This window comes from Streptomyces montanisoli, assembly GCF_017813245.1.
GTDB lineage: Bacteria > Actinomycetota > Actinomycetes > Streptomycetales > Streptomycetaceae > Streptomyces > Streptomyces montanisoli.
This window is the reverse complement of sequence record NZ_JAGIQL010000090.1, coordinates 13201-27179: the sequence shown is the minus strand read 5'-3', so window position 1 is coordinate 27179 and position 13979 is coordinate 13201. Positions and strand designations below refer to the sequence as shown.

The window sequence follows — 13979 nt, the reverse complement described above, 5'->3', positions numbered from 1 at the left end:
CCCGCACCCGCGGGGCCCGCACCCGCGGGGCCGCCACCCGCCGCGCCCCCGTCCGGCACGCTCCCGTCCGGCACGATCCCACCGGCCGCCGCATGGCCCTACGCCGTCGCGCCGCCGCCCGTACCGCGTCAGCGATCGGCCGAACAGCCCCTGCCGCGGCCGGCCACCGCCGACGAGGCGCACGCGGAGCACGGATGCTCCCCGCGCCGCACCGCGGCCGTCATCGCCCTGCTCGTCCTCGGCCTCGGCCTGATCGGCGGCGCGATCGCCGGGAACAGGCTCCTCGCCGGCGACCAGGCACGCCCCACGTCCGTCAGCCGCTTCGACGCCGCACGCGCGCTCTGGCACAGCACGCCCGTCGACACCCTCTTCCCGCCCGTGCTCGACGGCGCCGGGGCAGGCCCCGACGGCGCCGACCGCACCTGGACCCGGCTCGGCGTCGCCCCCGACAGCGGCTGCGCGGGCGCCCTCGACCCGGCCCTGGCCGCCGCGGTGCGCACGGCGGGCTGCCTGCGCGTCGTACGCGCCACCTACCAGGACGCCACGTCGAGCGACGTGACCACGGTCGGCCTCGTCTTCACCAAGGCGAGCCCCGCCGCCATGTCCGCCCTGCGCACCGCGTTCGCCGGCCGGCACGTCGCCGAGAACACGTCACTGCTGCCGGCCGCCTACCCGGTGCCCGGCACGGCCGCCGCCTCGTTCGGGTCGCGGCAGCGCGCCACCTGGTCCATCGACGTACTCACCGGGGCGCCCGTCGTCGTGTTCTCCGTGACCGGCTTCGCCGACGGCCGCGAGGTCGCCGCGCCCGAGCCAGCCGAGCACGCCATGCGCCCGCACGGCACCAGCGCCGCCGCGCAGGCCGGGCTCGGGTTCGAGGCGGCGGGCATCGCGGACCGCGTCGAACGGGCCGTGCACGCCCGCACCGCGGCCGCCGCGGCGGAGGCACGGTGAGGCCGCGCCGCGCATGCGCGCGCCCGAGCCGCACGTGCCTCCGCCTCACGCGCCTCCGCCTCACGCGGGCCCTCGCCGCACTCGCCGCCGCGTCCCTCCTGCTGCTCGTTCCCGCGTCCCCGGCGAGCGCCGACGCCATACGCGACCAGGAGTGGGGCCTCGGCGTCCTCCACGCCAAGCAGGCCTGGCACAGCAGCAAGGGCCGCGGCGTGACCGTCGCCGTCCTCGACACGGGCGTGGACGCCACCCATCCCGACCTCACCGGCCAGGTGCTCGCGGGCAAGGACTTCATCGGCTTCGGCGCGCACCACGGCGACCGCGCCTGGGCCAGGCACGGCACCGCCATGGCCGGCATCATCGCGGGCCACGGCCACGGGCCCGGCGACTCGGAGGGCGTGCTCGGCCTCGCCCCGCAGGCCAAGATCCTGCCCGTCCGCGTCATCCTCGAAGGGACCGACCCGGCCCGCGACAAGGCACGCACCACACGCGGCGACGCGCTCGCGCTCGGCATCCGCTGGGCCGTCGACCACGGCGCGGACGTCATCAACCTCTCCCTCGGCGACGACAGCGCCTCGGCCCACCCGGAGCGGCAGGAGGACGAGGCCGTGCAGTACGCGCTCGCCAAGGGCGTGCCCGTCGTCGCCTCGGCGGGCAACAGCGGCGAGAAGGGCGACCACATCTCCTACCCGGCCGCCTACCCGGGCGTCATCGCCGTCGCCGCCGTCGACCGGTACGGCACGCGCGCCTCGTTCTCCACCAGCCGCTGGTACGCAGACGTCAGCGCGCCCGGTGTGGACGTCGTGATAGCGGACCCCGACCGCCACTACTACGAGGGGTGGGGCACCAGCGCCGCCGCCGCGTTCACCTCGGGCACCGTGGCGCTCGTGCGGTCCGCCTACCCGCACCTCACCCCGGCACAGATCAAGAAGCTGCTCGAGGACACCGCGCGGGACGCGCCCGCCGGCGGCCGGGACGACGCCACCGGCTACGGCCTCGTCGACCCGGCGGCCGCCCTCGCCGACGCCGCCCGGCTCTCCCGGGCCGCCACCACGGGCCAGGCCGCCGGGTACGCCGGGCGGTACTTCGGCCAGGGGCCCACGCCGCCGAAGGAACCCGCCGCGCCCGCCGTCTGGCCCGCGGCGCTCGCGGGTAGCGCCGGCGTGCTGCTGCTCGCGGCCGCCGGGGCCCTGTGGATCACGGGCAGGCGGCCGGGACCGGGCGGCGACGGGCGAGAGGGCCGCGAGGACCGCGAGGGCCGGGAGAGCCGCTGGGGCCGCCGGGGCGTGCCGTGGGGCGGCCGGTCCGGGGCGTAGGGCGGGAACGTAGGCTCCTCGCGTGGCTCTCAAGAACATCCCGGACTCCGGCTTCGCGGACGACGACGGCACCGCCGCCCCCGAACTCGCCGCGGCACTCGCCGCCTGGGCGCACGACCGGTCGGCCGAGCCGCGCGTGCTCGCCGCGCTCCGCGAGGCGAGGCTCCTCGTCCCGGTCGTCGCGGTGCTCGGCGAGGCCGAGGAGGACGACGGCAGCGGGCTGCGCAGGGAGAAGTCCAGCGACATGGCCGTGCCCACCCTCACCGCGGGCGGCCGGCGCGCGCTGCCCGCCTTCACGTCCACCGCGGCGCTCGCCGCCTGGGACCCGTCCGCGCGGCCCGTCGCCGTGCCGCTGCACCAGGCGCTGAGTGCCGCGGCGCACGAGGGCGCGGACACGCTGGTGCTCGACCTGGCGGGCCCTGTGGCCTACCAGGTCACGGGGAGCGCGCTGCGTGCGCTCGCCGAGGGACGCGGCGACACGGATCCGCTGGCCGACCCGGCCGTCACCGGCGCCGTGCGGGACGTCGTCGCCGCCGAGCCCGCCGTCGTCCGCGCGTACCTCGGTCCCGGCAGCGCCGACGGCCTGCTGGCGCTCGTCCTCGACGGGGAGAGCGGCCCCGCGGCCCGCAGGGTCGCCGAGGCGCTCGCGGCCGACGAGACGCTCAGGGCACGCCTGGTGCACGGCCTCGACCTCGCGCTGCTGCCCGAGGGGGCCGCGCCCGCGGGCGAACCGCTGTACGCGCGCGGCTGACGCGGCGCGTTCGGCTCAGCCGTAGACCGGGCCCGTGTACTTCTCGCCCGGGCCCTGGCCGGGCTGGTCCTTGACCACGGACGCCTCGCGGAACGCCAGTTGCAGGGACTTCAGGCCATCACGCAGCGGCGACGCGTGGAACGAGCTGATCTCGGTGGCGCTCGCGTCCATCAGCCCGCCCAGCGCGTGGATCAGCTTGCGCGCCTCGTCGAGGTCCTTGTGCGCGTCGCCCTCCTCGGTGAGGCCGAGCTTCACGGCCGCGGCGCTCATCAGGTTGACCGCGACGGTGACGATCACCTCGACGGCCGGGACCTCCGCGATGTCGCGGGTCAGGGCGTCGTAGTCGGGCTGCTGTGCGGCAGCCTGACCGGCTGCGGGCGTCGCGTCACTCATGCCCCTCACCCTAATGGGCGCCACCCGCACCCGGCCCCGGCGCCGAGGCCCCGGCGGCGCAGGGGCGGCCGGTTCGCCCGGCGGCGCGGCGGGTGCTAACCTTGTGTGACGACCGGCCGGATGCGCACGCCTCCGGCCCACAAGTGGAGGCTCCGATCTCCCACCTGGCCGCCCTCACGGGTGGCGGGTCACCGGTCAGGTGGCGCCCATCGTTCCGTACGGATGATGGAGCCGCCCGACGCGCCCCGTGTGGAACACGGCGGTGCTCCGGTATCCCTTGGAGCTCCTGCCTGTGTCCGTCCCGGGGCATTTTTCATGTTCCGCCGCGGTTGGTCAGGAAGACAAATCGATGCGGCTGTCTGCCAGACAGCCGGTCAGTCCCAACCGAGGAGGATCCATCAGCGCCGAGCCCCGCATCAACGACCGGATTCGCGTTCCCGAAGTGCGACTCGTCGGTCCCAGCGGCGAGCAGGTCGGCATCGTGCCGCTTGCCAAGGCCCTGGAACTCGCCCAGGAGTACGACCTCGACCTGGTCGAGGTCGCGGCGAACGCCCGTCCGCCCGTGTGCAAGCTCATGGACTACGGGAAGTTCAAGTACGAGTCGGCCATGAAGGCCCGTGAGGCGCGCAAGAACCAGGCGCACACGGTCATCAAGGAGATGAAGCTCCGGCCGAAGATCGACCCGCACGACTACGACACGAAAAAGGGTCACGTCGTCCGGTTCCTCAAGCAGGGCGACAAGGTCAAGATCACCATCATGTTCCGCGGTCGCGAGCAGTCCAGGCCCGAGCTGGGCTTCCGGCTGCTGCAGCGTCTCGCATCGGACGTCGAGGACCTCGGCTTCATCGAGTCCAACCCGAAGCAGGACGGCCGGAACATGATCATGGTGCTCGGGCCGCACAAGAAGAAGACCGAGGCCATGGCCGAGGCGCGGGAGGCCCAGGCCGCCCGCAAGGCCGTACGCCAGGGTGCCCAGGCGGACACCGGCGAGTCCGCGGCCCAGGCGGCCGACGGATCAGCCGAGGCGTGAGCCGAGGACGCTCCACGGGAACGCCTCCGGTTCCGGGCCCGCCCCGGGACCCCTATCGAAAGAACTGACGCTTCCGCGCGCCGGCGAGCCCGCCGGCCGGGGAGCGCCACTGACGAGGAGACAACGGCGCATGCCGAAGAACAAGACGCACAAGGGTGCCAGCAAGCGCTTCAAGGTCACCGGCTCGGGCAAGGTGCTCCGCGAGCGCGCCGGCAAGCGCCACCTGATGGAGCACAAGTCCTCGCGGGTGACGCGTCGTCTCAGCGGCAACGCCGAGATGGCCCCGGCGGACACCAAGAAGATCAAGAAGCTTCTCGGGCTGTGAGGTCCCGGGTCCCCGCCTCACGGGGACCGCGACCCCGACCCACCGGGACCCACCACTTCCGGGTCGTGTGCACCGACCACGGCCCCGCTACAAGGAGTTGACACGTGGCACGCGTCAAGCGGGCAATCAACGCGCACAAGAAGCGCCGGGCGATCCTCGAGCAGGCCAGCGGCTACCGCGGCCAGCGGTCGCGCCTGTACCGCAAGGCGAAGGAGCAGGTCACCCACTCCCTCGTCTACAACTACAACGACCGCAAGAAGCGCAAGGGCGACTTCCGCCAGCTCTGGATCCAGCGCATCAACGCCGCGGCCCGCGCCAACGGCATGACGTACAACCGCTTCATCCAGGGCCTGAAGGCCGCCAACGTCGAGGTGGACCGCAAGATCCTCGCCGAGCTCGCGGTCAACGACGCCGGTGCCTTCGCCGCGCTCGTCGAGGTCGCGCAGAAGGCGCTGCCGAGCGACGTCAACGCGCCGAAGGCCGCGGCCTGATCCGGCCGGACAGCAGCCTCACCGCACGGGACCCGCAGGCGTGCCGCCTGCGGGTCTTCTGCGTTCACCAGCGGTTTTGCCCGTGCGGACGGTGAAAGCCCGTGCGGGCGGCGACAGAGAGAGGGACTCGCAGCCGATGGCCGCCCCCGAGCTGATCTCCCCGCGCTCCGCGCGCGTCACGGCCGCCCGGCGGCTCGCCAAGCGGTCCTTCCGCGCCAAGGAGCGCAGGTTCCTCGCCGAGGGGCCGCAGGCCGTGCGCGAGGCGATCGCCCACGCGCCGGGAGCCACGCCGACGCTGCTCGAACTGTTCGTCACCGCGGAGGCGGCCGAGCGGCACGCGGACTTGGTGGCCGCGGCCCACGCCGGCGGCACACTGATCCACCACGCGCCGGACGCCGTCGTCGCCGACCTCGCGGACACCGTCACCCCGCAGGGACTGCTCGGCGTGTGCCGTTTCCTCGACACACCGTTCGAGGACATCGTCGCGGCCCGGCCGCGCCTGGTGGCCGTGCTCGCGCACGTACGCGACCCCGGCAACGCCGGCACGGTGCTGCGCTGCGCGGACGCGGCGGGCGCCGACGCCGTCGTGCTGACCGACGCGTCCGTCGACGCCTACAACCCGAAGGCCGTACGCGCCTCCGCGGGCTCCCTCTTCCACCTGCCGGTCGCCGTCGGCGTCCCCGTCGAACACGCGGTGGCGGGCCTCGCCGCCGCGGGCGTCCGCGTCCTGGCCGCCGACGGCGCGGGCAGCGCCGACCTGGACGACGAGCTGGACGCGGGCACCATGAGCGCCCCCACGGCCTGGGTCTTCGGCAACGAGGCGTGGGGGCTGCCCGAACAGACGCGCGCCCTCGCCGACGCGGTCGTGCGCGTGCCCATCCACGGCAAGGCGGAGAGCCTCAACCTCGCCACCGCGGCCGCCGTCTGCCTCTACGCGTCCTCCCGCGCCCAGCGCCGGGGCGCTCGCCCGAACGGCTCCTGAGCACACCGCCGGAACCCCTCCGGCCGGGGCGAGACGCCTAGTAGTCTTGCGCCCTCAGCGCCCACCGCGCTCACTCGGGGAAGGGGCACACGGGGATGACTGCCGGGACGCGCAGCGGGGTGGATCCCGACGACCTGCCCGACGGACTGGTCGTCGCCGACGAGGGCGGCCGGGTCGTCGCCTTCAACGCGGCGGCCGCCCGCATCACCGGCGTGCGCGCGTCCACCGCGCTCGGCAGGCCGCTCGAGACGGCGCTGCCACTCGAAGACCTCAAGGGACGCCGCTGGTGGGCGCTGACCGACCCGTACGGCGGGCTCGCGATCCGTGCCGGCCAGCCGGAGCGCAACCTGCTGCTGCCGTCGGGCCACGAGGTGCTCGTCTCCGCGCGCTACGTGCGCGCCCGCCCCACCGGGCCCGTCAGCAGGGTCGTCGTCTGCGTACGCGGCACCGAGGCGCGGCGCCGCACCGAGCTGAGCCACGCCGAACTGATCGCGACCGTCGCGCACGAGCTGCGCTCCCCGCTCACCTCCGTCAAAGGGTTCACGGCGACGCTGCTCGCCAAGTGGGAGCGGTTCACCGACGACCAGAAGCGGCTGATGCTGGAGACCGTCGACGCCGACGCCGACCGCGTCACGCGGCTGATCGCCGAGCTGCTCGACATCTCACGGATCGACTCGGGCCGCCTCGAGGTGCGCCGCCAGCCCGTCGACATCGCGGCGGCCGTGGGGCGGCACGTCCAGGCGCACACGGCGGCCGGGCAGCCGCCCGACCGATTCCTCGTGCGCGTCCAGCAGCCGCTGCCCGACCTGTGGGCCGACCCCGACAAGGTCGACCAGGTGCTCGGCAACCTGCTGGAAAACGCGGTGCGCCACGGCGAGGGAACTGTCACGATCGAGGTGGCGCCCGCCGAGGCCTCGGCCGCGGGCGACGACGACGCGCCTGTCACGGGCGCGAACACCGCAGGCGCGAGTACCGCAGGCGCGAGCACCGAGAAGGGAACGGCGGTCACCGTGCGCGACGAAGGCCCCGGCATCCCCGAGGAGTCGATGGGCCGCGTCTTCACCCGCTTCTGGCGCGGCAGCAAGCGCGGCGGCACGGGGCTCGGCCTCTACATCGTCAAGGGCATCGTCGAGGCCCACGGCGGGACGATCACCGTCGGCAGGGGGCCGAGCGGCGGCGCCGAGTTCCGATTTACGTTGCCCGTGGGCGCGCCGGCCTTCATGGCCTGAGCGGCCCGCGGGCTCTGCCACCTTCACCGGACCTTTAGACTCGACCCCTGGCGCGCGTTCGCGCCCTCATTGCGATCGGGAGCGATCGAGCGGTCGGGCATGGTCGTTTCGCCAGCCAATCGGAAGCACGGGAAGAGATGTCGGCACCCAACAAGTCGTACGACCCAGTCGAGGTCGAGGCACTGAAACCGGAAGTCGTCGAGCGGATGCGGGACGAGGCCGTCGCCGCCTTCGCCGCCGCGGGCGACCTCGACGCCCTCGCCCACGCGAAGACCGCCCACACCTCGGGCACCTCGCCGCTCGCGCTCGCCAACCGGGAGATCGGCGCCCTGCCGCCGCAGGCCAAGGCCGACGCGGGCAAGCGCGTCGGCCAGGCGCGCGGCGCCGTGAACAAGGCGCTCGCCGCCCGCCAGGCGGAGCTGGAGGCCGAGCGCGACGCGCGCGTCCTCGTCGAGGAGGCCGTCGACGTCACGCTGCCCTACGACCGCACGCCCGCCGGCGCACGCCACCCGCTGACCACCTTCATGGAGCGGGTCGCCGACGTGTTCGTGGCGATGGGCTACGAGGTCGCCGAGGGCCCCGAGGTCGAGGCCGAGTGGTTCAACTTCGACGCGCTGAACTTCCTGCCCGACCACCCCGCGCGTCAGATGCAGGACACCTTCTTCGTCCAGGGACCGGAAGGCACCCGGGGGACCGGTCCTGGCGCCACGGACGGCGCCGAGTCCGGCGTCGTGCTGCGTACCCACACCTCCCCGGTGCAGGCCCGCACCCTGCTCGAACGCGAACCCCCCGTGTACATCGTGTGCCCGGGCCGGGTCTACCGCACCGACGAGCTGGACGCCACGCACACCCCGGTCTTCCACCAGATCGAGCTGCTCGCCGTGGACGAGGGCCTCACCATGGCCGACCTCAAGGGCACCCTCGACCACATGGTCCAGGCGCTGTTCGGGGCCGACCTGAAGACCAGGCTGCGGCCGAACTACTTCCCGTTCACCGAGCCGTCCGCAGAGATGGACATGGTCTGCTACGTGTGCCGCGGCGCGTCCGTCGGCAACCCGGACCGGCCGTGCCGCACCTGCGGCAGCGAGGGCTGGATCGAGCTGGGCGGCTGCGGCATGGTCAACCCCCACGTGCTGACCGCGTGCGGCGTCGACCCGCGGAAGTACAGCGGGTTCGCCTTCGGCTTCGGCATCGAGCGGATGCTCATGTTCCGCCACAACATCGAAGACATGCGAGACATGGTCGAGGGTGACGTCCGGTTCACCCGGCCCTTCGGGATGGAGATCTGATGCGGGTCCCGCTTTCCTGGCTGCGGGAGTACGTCGAGCTGCCGGCGACGGAGACCGGCCGCGACGTGCAGGCCAGACTTGTGTCCGCGGGCCTCGAGGTCGAGACCGTCGAACAGCTCGGCGCCGGGCTCAAGGGCCCCCTCGTCGTCGGGCAGGTGCGCACCATCGAGGAGCTGGAGGGCTTCAAGAAGCCCATCCGCTTCTGCACGGTCGACGTGGGGACCGCCAATGGCACGGGCGAGCCGCAGGAGATCGTCTGCGGCGCCCGCAACTTCGCCGTCGGCGACAAGGTCGTCGTGGTCCTGCCCGGCGCCGAACTGCCCGGCGGCTTCGCGATCTCCGCGCGCAAGACCTACGGCAAGGTCTCGCACGGCATGATCTGCTCCAGCGACGAGCTGGGCATGGGTGATGACGGCACGAAGGGCATCATCGTGCTGCCCCCCGAGCACGAGGTCGGCACCGACGCCATCGAGCTGCTCGAACTCGTCGACGAGGTCCTCGACATCGCCGTCACGCCCGACCGCGGCTACTGCCTGTCGATGCGCGGCATCGCCCGCGAGACGGCCATCGCCTACGGGCTTCCGCTGCGCGACCCCGCGCTGCTCGACGTGCCCGCGCCCAACTCCCACGGGTACCCGGCGCAGGTCTCCGACCCGATCGGCTGCGACCGGATCACCCTGCGCACGGTCAACGGGGTGCAGCCGGAGGCCCGCTCCCCCCTCTGGCTCACGCGCCGGCTCCAGAAGGCCGGCATGCGGCCGGTCTCCCTGGCCGTCGACATCACCAACTACGTGATGCTGGAGCTCGGGCAGCCGCTGCACGCGTACGACAGGACCCGCCTCAGCGGCCCCGTCGGCGTGCGCCGCGCCGAGCCGGGCGAGAAGCTCACCACCCTCGACGACGTCCAGCGGGTCCTCGACGCGCAGGACCTCGTCATCACCGACGAGCGCGGCCCCATCGGCCTCGCCGGCGTGATGGGCGGCGCGCACACCGAGATCGCCGACACGGTGACCGACGCGGAGACCGGCGAGGTCTCCGGCACCACCGAGGTCGTCATCGAGGCCGCGCACTTCGACCCGCTGTCCATCGCGCGCACGGCCCGCCGCCACAAGCTGCCCTCCGAGGCGTCCCGGCGCTTCGAGCGTGCCGTCGACCCCCTCGCGGGCCCGGCGGCGGCGCAGCGCACCGTCGACCTGCTGGTGCTGCTCGCGGGCGCGTCGGCCGAGGCCGGCGTCACCGAGATCATCGCGCCGTCCGCTCCGCACACCATCGCCATGCCGGCCGACCACTGCGACCGCGTCGCGGGCGTCAGGTACGGCAGGGAGACGGTCGTGCGCCGCCTCCAGCAGATCGGCTGCGACGTCTACGGGCAGGACGAGCTGATCGTCACCGTGCCGTCCTGGCGCTCCGACCTGCGCGAGCCCAACGACCTCGCGGAAGAGGTCATCAGGCTGGAGGGGTACGAGAACCTGCCCTCCACGCTGCCCACGCCCCCCTCGGGCCGCGGCCTGACCGAGCGGCAGCGGCTGCACCGCAGGGTCGGCCGCGCGCTTGCCGGCGCCGGCTACGTCGAGGCGCTCGACAACCCGTTCATGGGCCAGGCCGTGCTCGACCAGCTCGGCGTGGCAGCGGGCGACGCGCGCCGCCGCACGGTGACGCTCGTCAACCCGCTCTCCGACGAGGAGCCCGAGCTGCGCACCACGCTGCTGCCCGGCCTGCTCGGCGCGCTGCGACGCAACCACGGCCGCGGCTCGCACGACCTCGCGCTGTTCGAGACGGGCCTCGTCTTCCGGCCCACGGGCGCGGAGGGCGTGCCGGAGCGGCTGCCCGTCGACCACCGGCCGACGGACGAGCAACTCGCCACCTTGGACGACGCGTTGCCGCACCAGCCGCGGCACGTGGCCGTCGTGCTCGCGGGCGGCCGCGAGCAGGCCGGCTGGTGGGGCGGCGGCCGCGAGGCCCAGTGGGCCGACGCGATCGAGGCCGCGCGTACGGTGGCCCGCGAGGCTGGCGTCGAGCTCGTCGTGCGGTCGGAGCAGTACGAGCCGTGGCACCCGGGCCGGTGCGCCGCCCTGTTCGCGGTCGTCGGCGGCCAGGAGACCCTGGTCGGGCATGCCGGTGAGCTGCACCCGCGCGCCGTCAAGGCGCTCGGGCTGCCGGAGCGCACCTGCGCGGCCGAGGTGGACCTCGACCTGATCGAGCGGGCAGGCGACGGCGTCGCGCAAGCACCCCGCATCTCGACCTTCCCGGTCGCCACGCAGGACGTCGCGCTGATCGTCGCCCGCGACGTGCCGGCGGCGGACGTGGAGCGAGCGCTGCGCGACGGCGCGGGCCCGCTGCTCGAGTCGATCCGGCTGTTCGACGTGTTCGAGGGGGAGCAGGTCGGCGCGGGCCACAAGTCGCTCGCGTACGCGCTGCGTTTCCGCGCGCCCGACCGCACGCTGACGGTCGAGGAGGCCACGGCGGCGCGCGACGCCGCGGTGGCGCTGGCCGCCGACCGCGCGGGCGCGGTGCTGCGCGGGGCGTGACGGCGCGCGTACGCAGGTACGCCTGAACGCGCGAGGGGCGCCCGACGGAGTGGATCCGCCGGGCGCCCCTCGCGCGTTTCCTGACGCAGCCGTATCCCTCACGGCCGGCGCCGCCCGCCCTGCCGTGGAGCGTCGGGCAGGCCGGCAGGGCGGACGACGCGGGGTAGGGGCCGCCCACTGTACGAGGGGGAGCCGGCGGCCCGGCCGCCTCTTGCGAGGGCGTTCAGTCAACCGCGGGGGCGCACCCGGGGGCAGGGCGCGCACCTTTCGGTTACGGACTCGGCGTTCACACCCCGTGCGCGCGTGTGTTCACTAATCTGAACCAGCCGAGCCACCGGAGGGGATATGCAGCCCAACACCCTGCTTGACGCCCTGCTCGCGGAGGCGGGCGTCTCCCATGCGGGCCTGGCCCTCCGGGTCAACCGGGCGGGTCGTGCCGGGGGAGCCGCCCTGCGCTACGACCACACGGCGGTCTCGCGCTGGCTCCGCGGCCAGCGGCCGCGCGGCCAGGTGCCCGACCTGATCTGCGGGATCCTCGGCGACCGGCTCGGCCGTCCCGTGACGCTCGACGAGGCGGGGTTCGGCGTGCCGTGCGGCCAGGCGGCCCCGGGCGCGACGCCGCTCGCCGGGTTCGTGGAGCGCGCCACCGCGCTGTGGCGCGGCGACGAGCAGCGCGGGGCGCGGGCCGTCGAGGTGCCCGCGGTGCGGGGAACGCCTGCGGTGATGCCCGTATGGGAGTGGGAGAACCCGCCGGACGACCCGGACGTGTCGCGCGGCGGCGTGGCCAGGGTGCGTCCGTCCGACATCGAGACGCTGCGCTCCGCGCGTGCGCACTACGAGCACATGTACCGGCGGGCCGGGGGAGTGGCCACGCGGGCGCGCGTCGTGCGCTTCCTCGGCGTGCAGACGGCCCCGCTGCTGCGCGGCAGCTACGGCGACGAGCTCGGCAGGCAGCTGCACCGCGCCACGGGCGCACTCGTCGCCGTCGCGGGCATCTGCGCGTACGACTCCGACGCCCAGGGCCTCGCCCAGCGCTACTTCCACCAGGCCCTGCGCCTCGCCAAGGCCAGCGGGGACCGCGCGCTCGGCGCGTACGTCATCGCCCTGCTCGTCAACCAGTCGCTGTTCCTGCGCGAGTCCAGACAGGCGGTCTCCTTCGCCGAGGCGGCGCTGCGCACGGCGGGCGACGGCATCAGCCCCGCGCTCGCCACGGACCTTTACGCGATGCAGGCCAAGGCGTACGCGCAGCTCGGCGACAGCGCCTCGGCACGCGAGCGCATCCGGTGCGCCGAGCGGGAGGCGGAGCGCATCAGACCCGGGCAGGAGCCCGACGAGACCGGCTACGTGCAGCCCGGCCTGCTCAATGTCCAGGTGGCGGAGGCGCTGCTCGGCCTCGGCGACCTGCCGGCCGCGCGGGCGCACGCGGCGCTGGCGGTGCGCTCCCCGGCGCACAACCGGGGCAAGGTGCACCGGCTGGCGATCCTCAGCACGGTTGAACTCTGCCAGGGAGAACCCGACAGGGCGGCGCGGACGGCCGCCGAAATGGCCGAGCGCGCACGGGGCATGGAGTCGCAGCGGCTGCGTGACCGGCTGCGCGGCGTGCGCGACGAGCTCACGGCGAGCGGCTCCACCGACGCGCGCGCGGCGGCCGGCCTCATCGACACCGCGCTCCGGGTGCCCCTCTAGACGCGCCCGGATGCGCCCTGATGCGCCTGTGACGCGCCGCCAAGTCGCGGGATAGTGCCACCGGACCTCAGGAAAGGTGGCAGAAACATGCAGTGGACGAAACTGAGCGAAAGAAATGTGTACGGAAACCGCTGGTTTCAGGTCAATCTGGCGGACGTCCGCCTCCCGGACGGACGCCACCTCGACCACTTCCTGATCCGGCAGCGCCCGGTCTCGGTGGCGACCGCCGTCAACGACGACGACGAGGTGCTGATGATCTGGCGCCACCGCTTCATCACCGACAGCTGGGGCTGGGAACTGGCGGCGGGAGTCGTCGAGGACGGCGAGACCCCCGAGGCGGCGGCCGCACGGGAAATGGAGGAGGAGACCGGCTGGCGCCCGGGCGCACTGCGCCACCTGCTCACGGTCGAACCCTCCAACGGCCTCTCCGACGCCCGCCACCACCTGTTCTTCTCGGACGGCGCGACCCATGTCGGCGACCCCCGTGACGCCTTCGAGTCGTCCCGCCGCGCATGGGTACCACTGGCGCGCGTGCCCGCACTGATCGCGGAGGGCCGCGTTCCGGCGGCGAACATGGCGGCGGGGCTGCTGATGCTGCACCACTTACGCTGCGGCTGACCGGCGCGCTCGGCGCACCGGCCCGGGCGGGTGCGCCGTACGAGAACGGTGGCGTCAGCTACTCGCGTCCGCCCCCGCAGCACCCACCTTGACACGACTCCGCGCCCGGGTTGAGTGGGCGACGGGCGTCGGCCACAGGCCACTGCTCACGGAACTTCCGAACGGCGGCCAACTGCCGTAGGACCCGGACCGTCAGTTCGGGGTCGAGTCGCACCGAGAGCGCTCGCACGGGTGGTTCTCGCACGGACTCGGGCTGTGCTGGCAGGCTGCTGCCACGCCGATCGATGTGTCCGACGCCGGACGCCACAGGTCGACATCGATCTCGAAGCCGGCCCCGGCGATGGCGGCTTGTGTGACAGCGAGGATGCCGGGAGCCCGCTGCGTGTCGGGGGC

The 13979-nt window shown here is 74.1% G+C and carries 13 protein-coding genes; 12 read left to right on the top strand and 1 reads right to left on the bottom strand.

What is annotated here, in order from left to right:
- The 3 genes from JFN87_RS20710 to JFN87_RS20700 all read left to right on the top strand — a co-directional run.
- Positions 1-951: hypothetical protein (locus JFN87_RS20710; protein WP_307865529.1), on the top strand; the 951-nt coding region annotated here is incomplete at its 5' end.
- A gap of 98 nt (positions 952-1049) precedes the next feature.
- Positions 1050-2264 (top strand): type VII secretion-associated serine protease mycosin, encoded by a 1215-nt coding sequence (gene mycP, locus JFN87_RS20705; RefSeq protein WP_245180665.1) that lies wholly within the window; start codon positions 1050-1052, stop codon positions 2262-2264.
- A 22-nt stretch (positions 2265-2286) separates the two neighbouring features.
- On the top strand, positions 2287-3015 hold the full coding sequence (locus JFN87_RS20700; protein ID WP_209342075.1) for an SseB family protein: 729 nt from the start codon (positions 2287-2289) through the stop codon (positions 3013-3015).
- Between the two features lie 15 nt (positions 3016-3030).
- Here JFN87_RS20700 and JFN87_RS20695 read toward each other — a convergent pair whose 3' ends face one another.
- Positions 3031-3408: a DUF1844 domain-containing protein gene (locus JFN87_RS20695; protein ID WP_209342074.1), complete on the bottom strand. Its 378-nt coding sequence runs from the start codon at positions 3406-3408 to the stop codon at positions 3031-3033.
- A gap of 349 nt (positions 3409-3757) precedes the next feature.
- On the opposite strand from JFN87_RS20695, the gene infC reads away from it, so the two are divergent.
- From infC to JFN87_RS20650, 9 genes are all read left to right on the top strand, one after another.
- Entirely contained in the window at positions 3758-4438 is a 681-nt protein-coding gene (gene infC, locus JFN87_RS20690; RefSeq protein ID WP_209342073.1) for a translation initiation factor IF-3, read from the top strand.
- Between the two features lie 130 nt (positions 4439-4568).
- Positions 4569-4763 (top strand): 50S ribosomal protein L35, encoded by a 195-nt coding sequence (gene rpmI / locus JFN87_RS20685; RefSeq protein WP_030907504.1) that lies wholly within the window; start codon positions 4569-4571, stop codon positions 4761-4763.
- A 104-nt stretch (positions 4764-4867) separates the two neighbouring features.
- Positions 4868-5254 (top strand): 50S ribosomal protein L20, encoded by a 387-nt coding sequence (gene rplT / locus JFN87_RS20680; RefSeq protein ID WP_030907501.1) that lies wholly within the window; start codon positions 4868-4870, stop codon positions 5252-5254.
- Positions 5255-5390: 136 nt separating this feature from the next.
- Entirely contained in the window at positions 5391-6236 is an 846-nt protein-coding gene (locus JFN87_RS20675) for a TrmH family RNA methyltransferase (protein WP_209342072.1), read from the top strand.
- Between the two features lie 95 nt (positions 6237-6331).
- Entirely contained in the window at positions 6332-7465 is a 1134-nt protein-coding gene (locus JFN87_RS20670) for a sensor histidine kinase (protein WP_209342071.1), read from the top strand.
- A gap of 137 nt (positions 7466-7602) precedes the next feature.
- Complete coding sequence (pheS, locus tag JFN87_RS20665) at positions 7603-8754, top strand: phenylalanine--tRNA ligase subunit alpha (RefSeq protein ID WP_209342065.1); 1152 nt, start codon at positions 7603-7605, stop codon at positions 8752-8754.
- The gene (gene pheT / locus JFN87_RS20660; RefSeq protein ID WP_209342063.1) at positions 8754-11282 is read left to right on the top strand and encodes a phenylalanine--tRNA ligase subunit beta; all 2529 of its coding nucleotides are present in this window, start codon (positions 8754-8756) and stop codon (positions 11280-11282) included. The genes pheS and pheT overlap by 1 nt, the downstream gene beginning before the upstream one ends.
- 345 nt (positions 11283-11627) lie before the next feature.
- The gene (locus JFN87_RS20655) at positions 11628-12968 is read left to right on the top strand and encodes an NsdA family TPR-like regulatory protein (RefSeq protein ID WP_209342062.1); all 1341 of its coding nucleotides are present in this window, start codon (positions 11628-11630) and stop codon (positions 12966-12968) included.
- 87 nt (positions 12969-13055) lie between these two features.
- On the top strand, positions 13056-13586 hold the full coding sequence (locus JFN87_RS20650) for an NUDIX domain-containing protein (RefSeq protein WP_209342060.1): 531 nt from the start codon (positions 13056-13058) through the stop codon (positions 13584-13586).
- Positions 13587-13979: the final 393 nt, after the last annotated feature.